This window comes from Flavobacterium esculini (assembly GCF_048284325.1).
In the GTDB taxonomy this organism is placed as follows: domain Bacteria; phylum Bacteroidota; class Bacteroidia; order Flavobacteriales; family Flavobacteriaceae; genus Flavobacterium.
On the sequence record NZ_JBLVPI010000014.1, the window covers coordinates 1 to 18,977 of the forward strand.

12 protein-coding genes and 1 pseudogene are annotated in these 18,977 nt (G+C 34.2%); 8 read left to right on the plus strand and 5 right to left on the minus strand.

Annotated elements, in window-relative coordinates; all coding sequences use genetic code 11:
- The 3 genes from ACNQGG_RS12400 to ACNQGG_RS12410 form a co-directional block, all read left to right on the plus strand.
- On the plus strand, positions 1-2,928 hold a 2,928-nt coding region (locus ACNQGG_RS12400; protein ID WP_417964419.1), incomplete at its 5' end, for a beta strand repeat-containing protein.
- 41 nt (positions 2,929-2,969) lie between these two features.
- Positions 2,970-3,143: a hypothetical protein gene (locus ACNQGG_RS12405; protein ID WP_417964421.1), complete on the plus strand. Its 174-nt coding sequence runs from the start codon at positions 2,970-2,972 to the stop codon at positions 3,141-3,143.
- A 43-nt stretch (positions 3,144-3,186) separates the two neighbouring features.
- Positions 3,187-4,938 carry an Ig-like domain-containing protein gene (locus tag ACNQGG_RS12410; protein ID WP_417964423.1) on the plus strand — a complete coding sequence of 584 codons (1,752 nt, stop codon included), beginning with the start codon at positions 3,187-3,189 and terminating at the stop codon, positions 4,936-4,938.
- A gap of 463 nt (positions 4,939-5,401) precedes the next feature.
- Here the strand turns inward: ACNQGG_RS12410 and ACNQGG_RS12415 are convergent, their stop codons facing one another.
- Both ACNQGG_RS12415 and ACNQGG_RS12420 read right to left on the minus strand, forming a co-directional pair.
- Positions 5,402-6,727, minus strand: a complete 1,326-nt coding sequence (locus ACNQGG_RS12415) for an ammonium transporter (protein ID WP_417964425.1) — start codon at positions 6,725-6,727, stop codon at positions 5,402-5,404.
- A gap of 356 nt (positions 6,728-7,083) precedes the next feature.
- The gene (locus ACNQGG_RS12420; RefSeq protein ID WP_416851504.1) at positions 7,084-7,461 is read right to left on the minus strand and encodes a PH domain-containing protein; all 378 of its coding nucleotides are present in this window, start codon (positions 7,459-7,461) and stop codon (positions 7,084-7,086) included.
- A 184-nt stretch (positions 7,462-7,645) separates the two neighbouring features.
- Here ACNQGG_RS12420 and ACNQGG_RS12425 point away from each other — a divergent pair, with 184 nt between their 5' ends.
- The 4 genes from ACNQGG_RS12425 to ACNQGG_RS12440 all read left to right on the plus strand — a co-directional run bounded on the left by ACNQGG_RS12425 (position 7,646) and on the right by ACNQGG_RS12440 (position 12,061).
- A complete protein-coding gene (locus ACNQGG_RS12425) occupies positions 7,646-8,635 on the plus strand; it encodes a Gfo/Idh/MocA family protein (RefSeq protein ID WP_417964427.1) in 990 nt (329 codons plus the stop codon).
- Between the two features lie 82 nt (positions 8,636-8,717).
- The gene (locus ACNQGG_RS12430) at positions 8,718-10,253 is read left to right on the plus strand and encodes a YifB family Mg chelatase-like AAA ATPase (protein ID WP_417964429.1); all 1,536 of its coding nucleotides are present in this window, start codon (positions 8,718-8,720) and stop codon (positions 10,251-10,253) included.
- Positions 10,254-10,396: 143 nt separating this feature from the next.
- Positions 10,397-11,095: a pseudouridine synthase gene (locus tag ACNQGG_RS12435; RefSeq protein WP_417964431.1), complete on the plus strand. Its 699-nt coding sequence runs from the start codon at positions 10,397-10,399 to the stop codon at positions 11,093-11,095.
- Between the two features lie 624 nt (positions 11,096-11,719).
- Positions 11,720-12,061 carry a hypothetical protein gene (locus tag ACNQGG_RS12440; RefSeq protein ID WP_417964433.1) on the plus strand — a complete coding sequence of 114 codons (342 nt, stop codon included), beginning with the start codon at positions 11,720-11,722 and terminating at the stop codon, positions 12,059-12,061.
- Between the two features lie 300 nt (positions 12,062-12,361).
- On the opposite strand, the gene ACNQGG_RS12445 is transcribed toward ACNQGG_RS12440, so the two are convergent.
- The gene (locus tag ACNQGG_RS12445; RefSeq protein ID WP_417964435.1) at positions 12,362-13,651 is read right to left on the minus strand and encodes a DEAD/DEAH box helicase; all 1,290 of its coding nucleotides are present in this window, start codon (positions 13,649-13,651) and stop codon (positions 12,362-12,364) included.
- 293 nt (positions 13,652-13,944) lie between these two features.
- On the opposite strand from ACNQGG_RS12445, the pseudogene ACNQGG_RS12450 reads away from it, so the two are divergent.
- Positions 13,945-14,061, plus strand: a pseudogene (locus tag ACNQGG_RS12450) (magnesium chelatase subunit ChlI family protein); the annotation flags it as partial.
- 96 nt (positions 14,062-14,157) lie between these two features.
- On the opposite strand, the gene ypfJ reads toward ACNQGG_RS12450, so the two are convergent.
- Both ypfJ and ACNQGG_RS12460 read right to left on the minus strand, forming a co-directional pair.
- Entirely contained in the window at positions 14,158-15,015 is an 858-nt protein-coding gene (gene ypfJ / locus ACNQGG_RS12455; RefSeq protein WP_417964437.1) for a KPN_02809 family neutral zinc metallopeptidase, read from the minus strand.
- 82 nt (positions 15,016-15,097) lie between these two features.
- Positions 15,098-18,508 carry a PAS domain S-box protein gene (locus ACNQGG_RS12460; protein WP_417964439.1) on the minus strand — a complete coding sequence of 1,137 codons (3,411 nt, stop codon included), beginning with the start codon at positions 18,506-18,508 and terminating at the stop codon, positions 15,098-15,100.
- Positions 18,509-18,977 lie beyond the last annotated feature (469 nt).

An 18,977-nucleotide genomic window follows, 5' to 3' on the forward strand; every position in this document is an offset into this window, starting at 1 on the left:
GCAAGAACAACTGCAGACGGTCTTCAAAACACAGCTATTTCGAATAATACAGCTGCAATTTCAGCAGAAACTTCTGGCAGAACTTCTGCTGACACTGCTCACGATAACGCCATCGCTGCCAATGCAACTGCGATTTCTGCAGAAGCTACAACCGCAAGAGCTGCTGAGTTAGCCAATACCAATGCAATTTCAACAGAAAGCACAACTAGAGCCACTGTTGACACTGCTCACGATAACGCCATCGCTGCCAATGCAACTGCAATTTCAGCAGAAGCAACAACCGCAAGAGCTGCTGAGTTGACTAATGCAACTGCAATTTCAACAGAAGCTACAGCTAGAACAAGTGGAGATGCAACCAATGCAGCTTCAATTTCAGCAGAGACATCTGCTAGAATAACTGGAGATGGTCTTCAAAACACAGCTATTTCGAATAATACAGCTGCAATTTCAGCAGAAGCTACAATCGCGAGAGCTGCTGAGTTAACCAATGCCAATGCAATTTCAACAGAAAGCACAACTAGAGCCACTGCTGACACTGCTCACGATAACGCCATCGCTGCCAATGCAACTGCAATTTCAGCAGAAGCTACAACTGCGAGAGCTGCTGAGTTAGCTAATGCCAATGCAATTTCAACAGAAAGCACAACTAGAGCCACTGCTGACACTGCTCACGATAACGCCATCGCTGCCAATGTAACTGCAATATCTGCAGAAGCTACAATCGCGAGAGCTGCTGAGTTAACCAATGCCAATGCAATTTCAACAGAAAGCACAACTAGAGCCACTGCTGACACTGCTCACGATAACGCCATCGCTGCCAATGCAACTGCAATTTCAGCAGAAGCTACAATCGCGAGAGCTGCTGAGTTAACCAATGCCAATGCAATTTCAACAGAAAGCACAACTAGAGCCACTGCTGACACTGCTCACGATAATGCCATTGCTTCCAATGCAACTGCAATTTCAGCAGAAGCTACAACTGCGAGAGCTGCTGAGTTAGCTAATGCCAATGCAATTTCAACAGAAAGCACAACTAGAGCCACTGCTGACACTGCTCACGATAACGCCATCGCTGCCAATGCAACTGCAATTTCAGCAGAAGCTACAATCGCGAGAGCTGCTGAGTTAACCAATGCCAATGCAATTTCAACAGAAAGCACAACTAGAGCCACTGCTGACACTGCTCACGATAACGCCATCGCTTCCAATGCAACTGCGATTTCTGCAGAAGCTACAACCGCAAGAGCTGCTGAATTGGCCAATGCAACTGCAATTTCAGCAGAAGCAACAACCGCAAGAGCTGCTGAGTTGGCTAATGCAGCTGCAATTTCAGCAGAAGCAACAACGGCAAGAGCTGCTGAGTTGACTAATGCAACTGCAATTTCAACAGAAGGCACAACTAGAGCCACTGCTGACACTGCTCACGATAACGCCATCGCTTCCAATGCAACTGCGATTTCTGCAGAAGCTACAACCGCAAGAGCTGCTGAATTGGCCAATGCAACTGCAATTTCAGCAGAAGCTACAACTGCGAGAGCTGCTGAGTTAGCTAATGCCAATGCAATTTCAACAGAAAGCACAACTAGAGCCACTGCTGACACTGCTCACGATAATGCCCTCGCTTCCAATGCAACTGCAATTTCAGCAGAAGCTACAACTGCGAGAGCTGCTGAGTTAGCCAATGCCAATGCAATTTCAACAGAAAGCACAACTAGAGCCACTGTTGACACTGCTCACGATAACGCCATCGCTGCCAATGCAACTGCGATTTCTGCAGAAGCTACAACCGCAAGAGCTGCTGAATTAGCCAATGCCAATGCAATTTCAACAGAAAGCACAACTAGAGCCACTGCTGACACTGCTCACGATAACGCCATCGCTTCCAATGCAACTGCAATTTCAGCAGAAGCTTTAGCTAGAACAAATGGAGACGCTACCAATGCAGCTGCAATAGCAACAGAAACATCAGCTAGAACAACTGCCGATGGTCTTCAAAATACAGCTATTGGTGCAAACGCTACAGCTATATCAGCAGAAACATCAGCTAGAGCAGCTGCAATTTCAGCAGAAGCTACAGCTAGAACAAATGGAGACGCTACCAATGCAGCTTCAATTTCAGCAGAGACATCAGCTAGAACAGCAGGAGACGCTACCAATGCATCCGCAATTTCAACACTTCAATCAGAGCAAACGACTCAGAATAGTGCCATTGCTTTGAATACTGCTAAAGTTGGAATTTCTCCAGCACAAGAAGCAACAATTGCAGCTACAACAGGAACCAACACGGGTGATAACTCCGCAAACACCACTTATGCAAATGATTATCGCGTTGCTAATTTTGTAGCGGGAACAAATTACTTAGAACCGACTGGTAGTGCAGCTTCTTTAACTTCGTTTCCAACTTTAAATCAAAACACTACGGGTACTGCAGTCAATGTTACAGGTACAGTTGCTGTGGCTAATGGTGGTACAGGATCTACTACGAAAAATTTCGTTGATTTAACAACCACTCAAACAGTTGCTGGAAATAAAACATTAACAGGAAATACAGCTTTAGGTTCTACAAGGTTTACAAATGGTAAAGTAATAGTTAATAGAGGAGCGCCAATAGGTACTAATACAACCGCTTCAGTATCTGATATTTTAGATATTGGTATATTTACTGCTTCTGGAAATAATAATAGTGTAACTATTACAATGCCAACTGCGGCTGCCTTAATTACAGCAATACCAAATGCAACAGTTGGTGATACATTTACATTTTTAATTGTTACTGGTGCAGGAAATACAAGTACTTCAGTTACTCTTTCAGTAAGTACAAGTACAGGCGTTTCATTTTTTGGCGGTACAATTTCAGTAAGCAGTCAAAATGTTAGTAGAGTAGTTTATGGTAGAATTGCAACTGGCTCTACAATCATTTTATATTAATTCAATTTAAATTGTTTAGGTAATATTTAAAATTTAAAAAGATGAAATATATAAAAATAATATTCCTATTAGCCTTATTACCAAAGCTGATGAGTGCCAAAAGCATTATAGATGCCAAAGTGTATATTGAGGCTGGTACGGATGTGTATTTTGAGGACAACAGCCTTACTATTGGAGCCAATGGTATATTGAACTCCAATGGCAAATACAATTAAAAACCATAAACACAACAAATAAGTGATTTAAAAAAATGATACAATGAAAAATATAATCATATTATTTGCAATACTGACCATTGTCAGTAATGCAAATGCGCAAACCATCAGTCGTAAGGTCGTCTCCAATGCCGGAGGGACCTTAACGGGAGGTAGCAGTCAAATCACTTTTAGTATTGGTGAAACGATTATCCCTTCGCTGAATACTGCTACTGTCATGATCACACAAGGGTTTCAACAACCAGGTGAGCAAATTAGGACGGGTAGCGTGCCTACTTCAATATGTGTTGGAAGCAGTTTTAATCTTCAGTATGCCGCCATTGATATTGGCGGAGGCAATACTTTTACGGCGCAATTAAGTAACTCCGCGGGAAGTTTTGCAAGTCCGGTAAACATTGGTACACTGTCTGGCAATGCTTCTGCAGCTGTGATTATTGTAACGATTCCATCCAATGTGATTACTGGTAACGGATACAGGATACGCATAACAAGTAGTTCACCAGCTTTTATTGGTACTAATAACGGTGCTAATATTACCATTAACCCAGCTCCAATAGCGAGCATAAGTTATAGTGGCAGCTCTTATTGCGCAAGTGGTACCGCTTCAGTAACAAGGTCTGGGCAATCGGGAGGTACTTATTCCTCTTCTGCAGGATTGAGTATTAATAGCTTAACTGGGGACATTAATCTTGCAGCTAGTGCAGCAGGTACATATAGTGTAACCTACACTTTCAGCAATGGTACTTGTTCCGGTACAGCAACTGCCAATGTAACTATTGGGATTCCAGCAGTACCTGTTGTGGCAGCACAAAACTTATGCAATTCAGCAACCGTAGCTTTACTACCCAATGATGGTGGGGCATATAAATGGTACACTAAAGCAAAAAACGGCACGGCACTTACCAGTTCTACTGTAATAAGCACGGGGACCTACTATGTAAGCAGTACATTGGGTAGTTGTGAAAGTGAAAGAGTAGCAGTAAGTGTAACAATTAGTCCAAATGTTACAGCAGGAACAGTAAGTGGTACTGCTTCGCTTTGCAAAGGAGCAACAGCAAACTACACAAATAACGGTACTACAGGTGGAAGCTGGAGTAGTACGAATACATCTGTAGCAACGGTGAATGCAAGTACAGGACTTGTAACTGCAGTGAATGCAGGAAATGCACTTATCAGATATACTGTAACTACAGGTTGTGGTAGTCCTGTTACGTCATCATCTGGAACTTTAACGGTAAATGCATTACCGACAGCAAGCATCAGTTATAATGGTAGTCCGTTCTGTAAATCAGGTTCAGTAAATGTAATTAGAATGGGTCAGGCAGGCGGTACATATTCCTCTTCTGCGGGATTGATTATTAATAGTTTGACAGGAAGTATCAATCTTGAAGCCAGTTCAACGGGAACATATTCGGTGACCTACAGTTTCAGTAATGGTACTTGCTCTGGTATAACCACCACCACACTAAAGATTAATAAATGTAATAATAATAGTCGCATAGTAGATGATGTTAATGCTATTACTCAGAATTCATCTTTAGAGGTAACAGTTGGTAAATTTGATGTTATTGCTTATCCTAATCCATCAAGTTATCAATTTACTTTGATGGTTGAAGGGGGCAGTGATGAAAAAGTGGAAGTATTAATTTATGATTCACTTGGAAAAATGGTGAAACACATTGATACTAGTAATGGCAAACAAATTAAGTTTGGAGATGAACTTCCATCAGGTGCTTACATTGCGATAGTCAATCAGGGTATTAACCAAAAAATAATCAGATTGATAAAAGAATAGAGGTTATTTATAAACAAGTTTTAAAAACTCCATTTCAATTTTTATTGGAATGGAGTTTTTTCATTTAGTAACCAATTTTTTGAGAATTCAATTTTGTGAAAAGTAATTATTATAGCTGTCGGGAATGGGATAATCAAATGAAATGTAACCTGATTAGTATTTATTTAAGCAATGATTTAGCATTGAGAGTGTAATAATATAGGGTACTTGCATATATGTAGAAGTTCAAAATAGAAATAATTCGTATCGAAGATAATTCGAATTTGTTTTTGAAGTACCACATCTAAATTATTTTAAAACAGGATAGAATGCAATCATTATTATTGAGAGTTTTCGCAAATAAGGAGTTTGCTAGATCTATTTAAGGAAGATAAAGTAGAGAAAAAGTATTGGATATTCTGCAAAAAAAAACACCCTGAAAACTAATTTTCAGAGTGCCTTAATTTATTTATAAAAAGGTATATTATAAGTATTCTCCGTGTTGAGAAATATCTAAACCTAATTCTTCTTTTTCTTCAGAAACTCTTAAAGGAGTAATTTTATTTACAATAAAGAAAAGGAAATACGATACTGAGAATGCAAATATAGAAACAAGAACAAGCGCTTTTAATTGAATTAAAAATAAAGTAGCGTCACCAAAAATTAAACCTTGGTTATCTCCTACAATCGCATTTACAGATTTTGATGCAAATACACCTGTTAAAAGCATACCTACCATCCCTCCAACACCGTGACAAGCAAATACATCTAAAGCATCATCAATTTTACCTTTAGGAAATTTGCTTACAACAAGATTACTTACAATACTTGCAATAAGACCAATTGCCATTGCATGAGGAATGCTTACGAATCCTGCAGCTGGTGTAATAGCAACCAAACCTACAACAGCCCCGATACAAGCTCCCATTGCAGAAAGTTTGTGTCCAAGAATTTTGTCAAGAAATACCCAACCCATTGCAGCAGCAGCAGCAGCAACTGTTGTAGTTCCTAAAGCTTGAGCAGCAAGACTTCCAGCTCCAACAGCAGATCCAGCATTGAAACCGAACCAACCGAACCATAATAAACCGGTTCCTAATAATACATAAGTAATACGAGCAGGATTTGCTTTTTGTACTTTTCTTTTTCCTAAGAACATAGCTCCGGCAAGAGCAGCCCAACCTGCACTCATATGAACAACTGTTCCTCCGGCAAAATCTAATACTCCCCATCCGAATAATAATCCATCAGGATGCCATGTCATGTGACATAAAGGAGAGTAAACGAATAATATGAATAAAACCATAAATAATAAGTAAGCCCAGAAACGAACACGTTCTGCAAAAGCTCCAGTTATTAAGGCTGGTGTAATAATTGCAAATTTTGCTTGAAATAAAGCGAACAAGATCATTGGAATGGTTGGAGCCAGTTCCCAAGCAGTGTTAGCACTTACCCCTTGAAAAAATAAGTTTGACACAGGATTTCCTATAAATCCACCTATTGATGGTCCAAAACATAATCCAAATCCAACAACAACCCATAGAACAGTTACTATAACCATAGCCATAAAGCTTTGTAGTACTGTACTAATAACATTCTTTTTACCTACCATTCCACCGTAAAAGAATCCAAGTCCTGGAGTCATTAATAATACGAGAGCTGTGGCAACTATCATCCAAGCCGTATCTCCCGTATCTAATTTTAATTCAACAATGTGTGCACCTAATGTTGTAGATTCAACAAAAAGATGAATTGAAAAAATGGATAATACTAGAATTGTGATCATTATCACACTTAAAATAATCTTTCGCATAGTTTTTAGTTTTAAATTTCGATAAAAATATAAAATGATTTCAAACCCCCTATTAAAAAAGAATATAATATTTTATTTTTATTGATTTTTCAGTTTACCCCCCTATATTTTGTGGGTATGTGATAATTCAACATTAAATTTAATAATTTATTAATGTTGTTTTCCTGAAAAACGACCGTTTCTATAAACTATTAAATTTATCATAATATATTAGTAGTCTTTTAATATTATATGGATTATTCGATAATTACATGCAATTATAAACAATTATACCGAGAATTTATCAAAATTAGGAGCAAAAAAAAACACCTTATACTTTTATTGTATCAGGTGTTTCTTTTAACTTTTAAAAATTATTATTTTAAAAGGTGTTGACTTAAAATTTTGTAAACTTCATTGATATTGTTTCCTCCCTTTCCAAATTGTTTAGAGATGGGAGTATCTTCACTTTTTAACCAAATCTTTAATTCAGCATCCATGTCCATAATTCCAGCACTTTCTTTAGAGAACTTTTGGATGCTTGAATAAGGAATTGACATATAATCTACTTTGGTTCCAACCAATTGCTTTTCGACTAAGATTAATCTTTTATTAGTAAATATGAACATATCACGAATAAGCTTATATGCTTTTTCGATTATCTCCCCATCGATTAAAATAGGTTCAAATTCTTTTGAAACATTTTCAATGTTTACCTCTGATGCATTGCCTAAAATGGCATTGAATATTCCCATAATTATTTTTTCTAGTTTGTAAAATTCAAAATTAAATTAAATACTGTGTTATTAGTGCCAATATTTTACTAATTTACGTACAAAATTAAAATGCCTGTTAAATTAAAATATTCTTGAAAACTATAGAAATTATAGTTTGATAGTATTTTTAATGTTTATCGAAAAGGTTTAATAATTATTTTTTATGGAAGAAAAGGTTAAAATAAAATGGGGAATTATAGGTTTAGGCAACATTGCGCAACAATTTGCAGATGATTTAATGTTAGTTCATGATGCTAAAATTGTTGCTGTAGCTTCGCGAAATCCTGAAAAAGCACAACAATTTTCAGAAAAGTATAATTGTGATAAAGCCTATGCAACTTATGACGAAATTTTTGCCGATGATGAAGTAGATATTTTATATATAGCAACACCCCACAATTCCCATGCGGTATTAACAATGAAAGCATTACAAAGCAATAAACATGTGCTTTGTGAAAAGCCCATTGCATTATCTTATAATGATGCTTTTCAGATGATTGAAGCTTCAAAAAAAAGCAATAAATTTTTTATGGAAGCCTTCTGGACCAGGTTTAATCCTGCTGTTCGGGAAGCTTTTCATAAAATTAAAAACGGTGAAATAGGAGACGTCAAATATATAAATGCAGACTTTGCATTTCAAGCTAAAGAACTGGAAGGGAATAGAATGGCGGATTTAAAATTAGGAGGAGGTGCACTTTTAGATATTGGCGTATACCCTCTTTTTTTGTCGTATCTAATATTGGGAGTTCCTGACGAAATTGTTGCCAAAGCTAATTTTCATGATTCGGGAGCAGATTTACAAACGACAATGATTTTGCAATATGATAATGCTCAGGCAGTTTTGCATTCCAGTTTTCTTTCTTCGTCAAATATGAAAGCAACGATTAGTGGCACTAAAGGTAGAATTAATTTGAATTCACCTTGGTTTATGACAGAATCATATACTTTGATTAATGAGAATGAAAAAGTAAAATATAAATTACCTACCAAAGGTAAAGGCTTTACCTATGAAATTGAAGAATGCCATAAATGTATTAAAGAAAACAAAATTGAAAGTACCCTTTGGTCGCATCAAAATAGTTTAGAGCTTATAAAAATAGTTGATAAAGTCAGAAACGAAATAGGATTAGTATATCCTTCTGAAAAAATATAATTAGAAGTTTTAAATGACAGTTGATTTTTTACCTGGATTTTTTAGAATTAATACTTTTTACATTTAAACAAAACAATTTGATATGCTAGTTAAAGTTTTTGGAAGTGCCGTTTTTGGAGTCGAGGCCACAACGATTACCGTCGAAGTAAATATTGATAAAGGTATTGGATATCATTTGGTAGGATTGCCTGATAATGCCATCAAAGAGAGTAGTTATAGAATTGCTGCCGCACTCAAAAATAATGGATATGCAATGCCGGGCAAAAAAATCACAATCAATATGGCTCCGGCTGATTTGCGTAAAGAGGGGTCCGCTTATGATTTGACTTTAACTATTGGAATTCTTGTTGCTTCGGGACAAATTAAAGCAGATGATATTGACAAATACATTATCATGGGAGAGCTTTCTCTTGATGGAGGTTTACAACCCATCCGTGGGGCTTTACCAATAGCAATAAAAGCAAAAGAAGAAGGGTTTAAAGGTTTTTTTCTTCCAAAGCAAAATGTAAAAGAAGCGGCAATTGTTGCCGGTTTAGAGGTTTATGGAGTAGAAAACATACAAGAAGTTATTGATTTTTTGGAAGGGAAAGGCACATTACAACCTACAATCATTGATACCAGAGCAGAGTTTTATAAAGATTTAGATTTCCCAGAATTTGATTTCTCGGATGTTAAGGGACAAGAAAGTATAAAACGGTGTATGGAAATTGCCGCTGCCGGGGGACATAATATTATTTTGATTGGTCCGCCAGGGGCAGGAAAAACAATGCTTGCCAAACGATTGCCCAGTATTTTACCACCGATGACTTTGCGTGAAGCATTAGAAACTACAAAAATCCATAGTGTTGCCGGAAAACTGAAGGAAGTGGGTCTAATGAATCAAAGACCGTTTCGCAGTCCACATCATACTATTTCCAATGTGGCGTTAGTAGGAGGAGGAAGTTACCCGCAACCGGGTGAAATTTCTATGGCGCATAACGGTGTTTTATTCTTGGATGAATTACCGGAATTTAAAAGAGATGTCCTGGAAGTAATGCGCCAACCGTTAGAAGACAGGGAAGTGACTATTTCAAGAGCTAAGTTTACGGTTACTTATCCGTCGTCTTTTATGTTGGTGGCAAGTATGAATCCTAGTCCAAGTGGTTTTTTTAATGATCCCGATTCGCCGCAAACTTCTTCGCCACACGAAATGCAACGGTATTTGAGTAAAATTTCGGGGCCTTTATTAGACCGAATTGACATTCACATTGAAGTTACTCCGGTTCCTTTTGAAAAATTATCAGATGACAGGAAAGCTGAAAGTAGTGTTGATATTCGAAAAAGAGTGACTGCAGCGCGAGAAATTCAAACGGAACGCTTTGAGCAAATGGAGAATATACATTACAATGCACAAATGAATACCAAACACATTAGAGAACACTGCGCGCTGGATGATGTTTCCAAACAATTATTAAAAACCGCTATGGAACGCTTGAATTTATCAGCTAGGGCCTACGATCGTATTTTGAAAGTAGCCAGAACAATAGCTGATTTGGACGCTGCTCCAAAAGTTATTTCCGGACATATTGCAGAAGCCATTCAGTATAGAAGTTTGGATCGTGATGGTTGGTTGGGGTGAATTAGATTTCAGATTTTTGATTAACGATTTTTGATTACAGCTATTTAACCTCTGCAAAATCGATAAGCGGAGAAAAAATAAAAGTATAGAAATAAATAAGTCAAAAAAGAGATTTCGATAGAAATCTCTTTTATTTTTGCCAAATGTTAGAAATTCTGTACCAAGACGAATATATTATTGCAATTAATAAACCAAGTGGCTTATTAGTTCACAAATCATTTTATGCGCGCGATGCAAAAGTTTTTGCTATTCAAGAATTGAGAAATCAAATAGGAGGGCAACACGTTTATCCTATTCATCGGTTAGATCGCAAAACATCAGGTGTCTTGTTATTTGCGTTGGATGCAGCCGTTTTAAAAATTATGAATGATCGTTTTGCCACACGCGAAGTTGAAAAAAAATATTTAGCAATTTTACGGGGTTGGTCACCCGAAGAACTAACGATTGATTATGATTTAACCAATGATGATGGCATTATACAAAATGCAATAACCTACTTTCATCGCTTGCAAAGTACCGAAATTGAGTTAGAATTTAACAATAAACCAACGTCACGATATTGTTTGGTAGAAGCGATTCCTGAAACTGGACGCATGCATCAATTACGAAAACATTTCAAACATATTTTTCATCCCATTTTAGGAAGTCGCCCACATGGTTGTAACAAACAAAATAAATTATGGTTGGAGAATTTTGAACTGAAAGGAATGATGCTTCATGCACATCAGTTAATTTTTAATCATCCAATAACAAATGAACAACTTATTGTGAATGCAAAGATTAACGAAGAGTTTAGCAGAGTAGGTACTATTCTTAAGCTAGATTTGAATGAGTATGAATAAAATACTAGTTTGTAAAGTAATGCTTTAAATTATTTGTTGTATTTGGAAACAACAGTTTTCAATATAAAATGGAGCAGATTTGAGATTTCAGATTTTTGATCAATTCTTGAGACATTTACGAAAAAAGTCGGGAGACTTTTATATCGTTTGCGATTTTTAAGAATATTTAAATTAAAAGCTCAAAGTCTTGAGACTTTGCGGAGCGGGTTTTGTTTTTCAAATGTTTGAATTTTAAGGTCAGTCGGAGACTGAAAAATACATGCTCAAAGTCGGAGACTTTGCGTAGCGGGGTTAATTAATATTTCATATCCATATTTAAGATTTTTTTCGATTACACAAATTGTTGCTGATGGAGTTTTAATTCTTTCTTTCTTTTTAATTGCATTATTACCTAATGCCTTAGCTTTTCTTTTTCAGAGAATATTTGATGTAATCAAAGTTAAACCAAACGGTAAAGAAGAAATAAAAGAGGAAAATAAAAAAAGAGATGTCAGAAATGCTTTTATAATTTTTATTTTAATATTTGTATTTGGAGTCATTTACTTTTTATTCAATATAGCATTAAGAAATAAAGTTGGGGATTTAAATTTTAGTGTATTAGTTGGAGTATTTACTGTTTATTGTATGAATGTAATTTTAAATTTTTGTTACAATGCAAGTAATTTTATAGGTAAAGAATTATTTAAGTTTTGTAACATTTTTTTATTTTTATTTTACATACTAATAGGCATTTATTTTTGCAAACAAATTCATAATACTTTTTTACTTACTGACAATTTAGATAACATAAAAAATATTGAAAATATTCTTGAAGAAAAATATCCAACATCACAACGTGAAATTTTATATTTCAATGATAAATATATTTTTATTAAGATTTATGATAAATCTAAAATTGATTTGGAAACAAAAAAGCCGATAGGAAAAATTCATATTATGGAATTAGAAAAGCTATTTAACGATTAAATAAAATTAAGCTATTCATTTCTAACTAAACCGTCCACTCTGATTTGAACTAAACACATCGAGTTGGATAGCGCAGTTTTGCAAACTATGCCCATAAACGAGAGCAACTTTGTTTTTTCAAAGATTGAAATACAAAGGTCTTTATAAAAGAAATAGTGGTTTATAGCCCCGATAGAAACGAAAATCCTTGTGAGGCTGGCGTTTAGCCCTCACAAGGATTGCAGTGTATAGCGGGAGGTGACTTCCTTAAAAAACGAAATCATACTGCTCCTAAAAGAAGAAAACGTATTTTCTTAGTTGTTATCTATTAGAACGTCGGTCATTATTTTGACTTGGACGTCTTGGACCAAAACTATTATTGCTGGTGCGGTTTGTAGTATCTGTTTTTGGTTTCTTAGGAGTCGAATTCCGTTGTTGTCTTCCTTGCCCTTGCTTAATTGGCTCCGTTGACGCATTAGGATCTGGCTCAAAACCTTTAATGTTTTCTTTGGGTAATTTCAAGCCAACCAATTTCTCTATATCACGTAAAAAAGTGGTTTCGTCCGGACTAACTAACGAAATGGCTTCTCCACTTGCTCCAGCTCTTCCGGTTCTACCTATTCGGTGTACGTAATCTTCGGGGATATTAGGCAATTCAAAATTAATAACATGCGGTAATAATGGAATATCCAAACCTCGAGCGGCAATATCTGTGGCGACCAAAGCAGTTAGGCTTCCGTTTTTAAAACCAGCTAAGGCTTTAGTTCGTGCGCCTTGACCTTTGTTTCCGTGAATAGCTGCTGCTTTAATACCGGCACTAATCATGCTCTCCGTCAACTTATTGGCACCTTGTTTGGTACGCGTAAATACCAAAATCTGTTTCCAGTTGCCTTCCGTAATCAGTTTAATGATCAATTCCGTTTTTTTCTCTTTGGCAACAGGATATACTTTTTGAATAATAGCATCTACCGTCGTGTTTTCCGGTGTCGCTTCAACCTGAACAGGATGGTGCAAAATACCCATTGCCAATTTCTTGATATCTTTTGAAAAGGTTGCCGAAAACAGCAAGTTTTGCCTTTTGGAAGGTAATACTTTCATGATACGTTCAATATCACGTAAAAAACCCATATCGAGCATGCGGTCTGCTTCATCTAAAACCAAGATTTCAACTTTAGACAGCGATACTAAACCTTGATTTTGCAAATCGATTAATCGACCGGGAGTTGCTACCAAAATATCAAGACCCTGACGCAATTGAGCAACTTGTGGATTTTGGTTTACACCTCCAAAAATTACGGCGCTGCGCAAATCCAAAAACTCACTGTATTCTTTTATATTAGCTAATATTTGAGCCGCCAATTCTCGTGTTGGAGTTAATATCAAGGCACGAATAGGTCTGTGACTTAAGTGTTTCCCTTGCGATAATATTTGTAATATGGGTAGCGTGAAACCGGCTGTTTTTCCTGTTCCTGTTTGTGCGGATGCTAATACATCGTGACCCTCTAAAATTGGTGGAATTGCTTTTTGTTGTATTGGAGAAGGTGTTGAATATCCTTTTTTGCTGATCGCTTTTAATAAAGCATCAGATAAGCCTAATGAGTTAAATGACATAAATTGTGTTTATGAAGTAAACACTATTTTTTTAGAGTACTTCTTTAAGTTGGCGCAAAGATACTGCTAATTTTTTCGATGTGCCTTTGATTGCTTGACTTTGCTTAAATAAAAGATAGTACTTCGGTTTAATCCGTTACAAACAATAGTCGAGACGTTAATAATTATGGTAAATTCAAAAGGAGGAGATAGTATCGTTATTCCTTTATAATCAATGAAATATCAATGTTACTTTCTTAACCCATTTTTCAGAACTCTTAAATAGTTCTAAAATCTGCTTATAATGAAGTTTTATAATTAGAATAGCCAGAACAATAGCTGATTTAGATGCTACTCCAAAAGTTATTTCCGGACATATTGCAGAAGCCATTCAGTATGGAAGTTTGGATCGTGATGGTTGGTTGGGATAATTTAGATTTCAGGTAATAGGATAAATTTTCAAGTTTGCACAAAAAAAATCGGGCTTTGTTCCCGATTTTTTTTATCTAATAATAGCTAGAAATGTTTTAATACATGTCTTTGAAAGTATCACCTTGTTTTATATCACCAGTTTCGTATCCTTTTTTAAACCAATACATTCTTTGTTCAGAAGTTCCATGAGTAAATGAATCAGGAACAATTTGTCCTTGCATTTTTGATTGAATTGCATCATCGCCTACAGCATTGGCAGCACTAAGCGCTTCTTCGATATCACCATCTTCCAGGATATTATTTCCTTTTTGATAATGTGCTAATATACCAGCATAAAAATCAGCTTGTAATTCTAGTGCTACTGATAATTTATTGGCTTTAGCTTCACTTTTTCCTTCCTGGGCCTGTCTCATTTTATCTGAAGTTCCTAAAAGATTTTGTACATGGTGTCCTATTTCATGCGCAATTACGTAAGAAATAGCAAAATCACCACCTTCTGCACCAAATTTTGATTTTAATTCTTCAAAAAAATCTAAATCCATATATACTTTTTGATCACTAGGACAATAAAATGGACCTGATGCTGATGAAGCGCCTCCACAAGCGGTTTCTACTGAACCTTTGAATAAAACTAGTTTTGGGTTTATATATTCCTTACCATTTTCAGCAAAAATTTTGCCCCATATGTCTTCATTGTCGGCTAAATTCACTTTAACAAAATTACCCAGTTCTTCCTCTTCTTTGGTTAAAGGAATCCCAGATTCAGTTTGTGTGGATTGATTGCCTTGCAATTGCTCCAAAACAGGAGTTAACAGCTGCGCATTTTCTCCCCCGAAAACATTCAGTAATAAAATTATAATTCCTATTATTCCACCACCAACTGCTACTTTTCCACCGGATAATGTTCTGCGATCTTCTACATTCTCACTTTGTCTTCTGCCTATCCATTTCATAATTTAGAATATTTAATTTTTGTTTTTCAATAGTTGTACTAAATTAAATTATTTTTTAATGCAGTATTGATTTCCAGTATTATTAATCCTTATAAATTGAGGTTGTCCATTTAGAAAGTATTTCTTCAATAATCCCTTTTATTATTGGTTTTGATATGTAATCGTTCATTCCAGCCTCTATGCATTTGTCTTTTTCTTCTTTTTCAGTACCCGCAGTTATTGCAATAATAGGAATATTTAGACCATTTTTTAAATTACGAATTTCTTTCGTTGCTTCATATCCATTCATTATTGGCATTTGGATGTCCATAAAAATAATATCAGGATTTAGAACTTCAAATTGATCAACAGCATCTTTCCCATTAAAAATTTCAGAAATAGTTGCATTTAAATATGAACTTTTAAGAATTGTTTTAAGTAATAACATGTTGATTTTATTGTCTTCAACAATCATTATTTTTATTTTTTTATCGTCTTTTAGAGGTGTTGTTTTTTTATCAAAAGGAGTGTTAATTAGAACTGTATTTCCGGATGTTTGATCACTAATCTCTAAATCTAAATCAAAATAAAAAGTACTACCTACATTAATTTTACTATCCAGTAGTAAATGGCTATTCATTAAACCCAATAATTGGTTTGAAATCGTTAAACCTAAACCTGTTCCACCAAATTTTCTGGTTGTTGAGCTGTCTTCCTGAGAAAAAGCCCTAAAAATTTTCTTTTTATTTTCTTCTAATATTCCCATTCCGGTATCTTTCACTGCAAAGCGAATTTTGGCTCTGGAACCATCCGGTTTTTCAATAACAGAAACATCTAATTTTATAATACCTTTTTCTGTGAATTTTACTGCATTTGCTAAAAGATTTATCAAAATTTGCTTTAATCGAACACTATCAATCCAAAAATATTTAGGAACATCCTTGGCTATATTTAATTCTAAATTTAACTTTTTTTGATTGGATTCATATAATATCAAATCAATGATTTGACTCAATATTTCCTTAGCATCATATTTTTCAATATACAAATCGAGTTTTCCTGCTTCTATTTTTGAGAAATCAAGAATGTCATTTACGATATCTAATAATGAATGTGCGGATTGATTTACGGTAACCATGTACTTTTCCTGAGTTCTTCCAAGATTTGTTTTCATTAATAAATCAGTAAAACCTATTATTCCATTCAAAGGTGTTCTGATTTCATGGCTCATATTAGCAAGAAATTCTGATTTTGCTTTGTTGGCAGCCTCAGCTAATTCTTTTGCTTTTATTACGCTTTCAGTTTGTTTTCTTTCGGTAATATCAATGAAAATACCTTCAATAAATGCAATTTTACCATCTTTATAAATAACATCTCCAAATTCTTCAATCCATACAATTTCTTTATTTTTATGAAGAATTCTATAGCTTAAATGAATTTGACTTCCGTTTTGGATGGCTTGCTGTTGTTTTTGTAACGTTTGTTCTTTATCCTCGGGATAGATTAAGTCTATAAATGACAATCGATTAGTAAGAAAGTCTGATTTTGGGTATCCCGTAAGTTTTTCAATTTCATCATTGATATAAATTTTAGTGGCGTATTTATCATATTTAGATAAATAAACAGTTCCGGGAATGTTATTAGCTAATAATCTAAATTTTTCTTCACTTTCATATATTGCCGTTTCATTAGTAATTCGTTCTATAGAGGCAGCAATGTTTCTTGCCAGAGTTTGTAAAATATTGATTTCATCTTCATTCCAAATTCTTTCATTTTGAGTGTCATCAAACCCTAAAAATCCATGAAATTTGTTTTTTACAAAAATTGGAAAAAGAATTAATGAAGTAACATCTACATGGGATAATTTATTTCTTAAAGATTCATTTTTAATGCTAGGAACTGTGGCTTCAAAAATTTGGTTATTTAAAAGCGGAGTTAGTAATTCTTCAAAAAAATCATGAGGTAAATTTTGAAGCTTTATGTTGTTTTCAGTTAATTTAATATTGTTGATTAGCCATCGATATTTTTGGCTAATTAATCCAGAATTTTGATCATTTTCATAGTAATACGCTCTATGTGATTTTGTAGCTTTCCCCATGATTATAAGAACATCCGAAAAAATAGCATTGATATCTTTACTATTTAAGAATTTTTCGGTGCAAAGCGCCATAGCGGATAATAGTTCACTTTTATATTCTAATTTTTTATCTACTTCAGATCGCATTTGTGATGCAATTGCCAATGATATAATGTCTGATATTGTGCGTGCAAAATTGATGTCTTCATTATCCCAATTTCTCTGGATTCCGGTAGTTTCAAAGCATAAAATACCAATTAAGTCACCATTTGTAAAAATAGGAATATCTAGAGTTGATCTAATGTTATTTTTCGAATAATAGTTTTCGATAAATTCAGATATTTCCCATTTATTATAAATATCTGGGGCTACAATTTGTTTTTTTGTTTTTATAGATTCAAAATAGATTGGAAATTTTTTCTCTTCTAAAATATTTCCGGAACCAAATTCATTGGTGTCCAATAAGTATAAATTTTCGCAACAAATGGTATCTTCAGTATATTTCCAAAAACTGACCCGATTACACTTAGAACTTTTTGCAGCAGCTTCTAATATTAACTTTATGCTAATTTCAAAATTCTCAAAATTGCTAAAATTAGTTGTGGATAATTTTTTAATGATTTTGTTATATTCTTCATTTTTTTCTTGGCGTATTCTATTTTCAGCTTCGATGTTTTTTAAAATAGTTATATCTCTACCTATACCGGAATAGCCAATTATTTTGTTTAAATCATTTCTGCGAATAATTACTTTTTGAGATATCCATACTATTTCGCCATTCTTTTTTAATAATGGGATTTCGATAGTTGGAAAATCAAATTCGTTTTCTTCTAGATTTTGATAAAAATGCATCATTTCAGCAATATAATCTTCTCTTATAAATTCTGAATAATTTCTCGTAAGGATATCTTTCACTTGATAGCCTAAAATTTTAATCGTAAAATCATTGATAAATGTAAAATTACCATCGTCATCTACTTCAAAAATAATATCCGTAGCTGTTTGAATTAAGTTTTTATATTGATTTTGAATCTGAATTTCATTAGTTATATCTTGACCAATTCCTATGATTAAATCTTCTGAAAATTTTGTATCCTTCCATTGAATGTATTTATATTCCCCATTTTTACATTTTAATTTTCTAACATATAATTTTTCGTCAACATAATTTTCGTGATATTTTCCGTTAATATATTCTGGATCTTCAGTAAGTTTCCAAAACTCCAATCCCATTACTTCTTTTGGACTATATCCTAAAATTTCATAAATATTTTCACTACAAAATATAATTTCTCCCTTTTTATTGCTCGCCATTGAGAGTGAATTTCCTTTGTTTACAATTTCATTCGTAAAGCTAAATTTATCTTTTATGTTTAATAAATACAGGTGTCTTATGTAATTAATAACCGTAATTATCAAAGCGTAATTAAATACCATAATAGCGGTATTCAGAGGTACTAATTCAAAAATAAAAATGATAATTAAATAAGTGAAAACAGATACAACGAAAAACCAATACAATTTTATTGATTTTAGAATACTGTAGGAAAAGAAAAAAGTTATTATTAAAGCAATAGCTGGTAAAATATCAGGAGAAGAAAAAATCAAATTCCTACATATAAAACCAAAAGAAATAAAAAAAAGTATCTTGAAAATTAGTTCTAGGTTTCGGAATATATAAGATGATTTTTTACTAATAAAATATATAGTTAAAAAGAACGCACCTAAAGTACAATTTACGATTAATAAACTTTTGTGCCTTACTTTGAAAATTTCAAAAGTGATTTCGAAAAGAGGAATTATAATCCCTAAAAATAAAAGATAAAGTTGGTATTCTTCACTTTTCGACTGCACTGTAGAATAGTTTTCTATATGCTTATTATATAAAATAGATTTAATTCTTGAA

Excerpts from the sequence above, each read along its gene's own strand:
- ACNQGG_RS12440 (WP_417964433.1), top strand. The coding sequence starts at position 11,720 with ATGAATGTAATTTTAAATTTTTGTTACAATGCAAGTAATTTTATAGGT.
- ACNQGG_RS12460 (WP_417964439.1), bottom strand. The coding sequence starts at position 18,508 with ATGGTATTTAATTACGCTTTGATAATTACGGTTATTAATTACATAAGA.
- ACNQGG_RS12420 (WP_416851504.1), bottom strand. The coding sequence starts at position 7,461 with ATGGGAATATTCAATGCCATTTTAGGCAATGCATCAGAGGTAAACATT.
- ACNQGG_RS12415 (WP_417964425.1), bottom strand. The coding sequence starts at position 6,727 with ATGCGAAAGATTATTTTAAGTGTGATAATGATCACAATTCTAGTATTA.
- ACNQGG_RS12405 (WP_417964421.1), top strand. The coding sequence starts at position 2,970 with ATGAAATATATAAAAATAATATTCCTATTAGCCTTATTACCAAAGCTG.
- ACNQGG_RS12445 (WP_417964435.1), bottom strand. The coding sequence starts at position 13,651 with ATGTCATTTAACTCATTAGGCTTATCTGATGCTTTATTAAAAGCGATC.
- ACNQGG_RS12425 (WP_417964427.1), top strand. The coding sequence starts at position 7,646 with ATGGAAGAAAAGGTTAAAATAAAATGGGGAATTATAGGTTTAGGCAAC.
- ACNQGG_RS12435 (WP_417964431.1), top strand. The coding sequence starts at position 10,397 with ATGTTAGAAATTCTGTACCAAGACGAATATATTATTGCAATTAATAAA.
- ACNQGG_RS12430 (WP_417964429.1), top strand. The coding sequence starts at position 8,718 with ATGCTAGTTAAAGTTTTTGGAAGTGCCGTTTTTGGAGTCGAGGCCACA.
- ACNQGG_RS12410 (WP_417964423.1), top strand. The coding sequence starts at position 3,187 with ATGAAAAATATAATCATATTATTTGCAATACTGACCATTGTCAGTAAT.
- ypfJ (WP_417964437.1), bottom strand. The coding sequence starts at position 15,015 with ATGAAATGGATAGGCAGAAGACAAAGTGAGAATGTAGAAGATCGCAGA.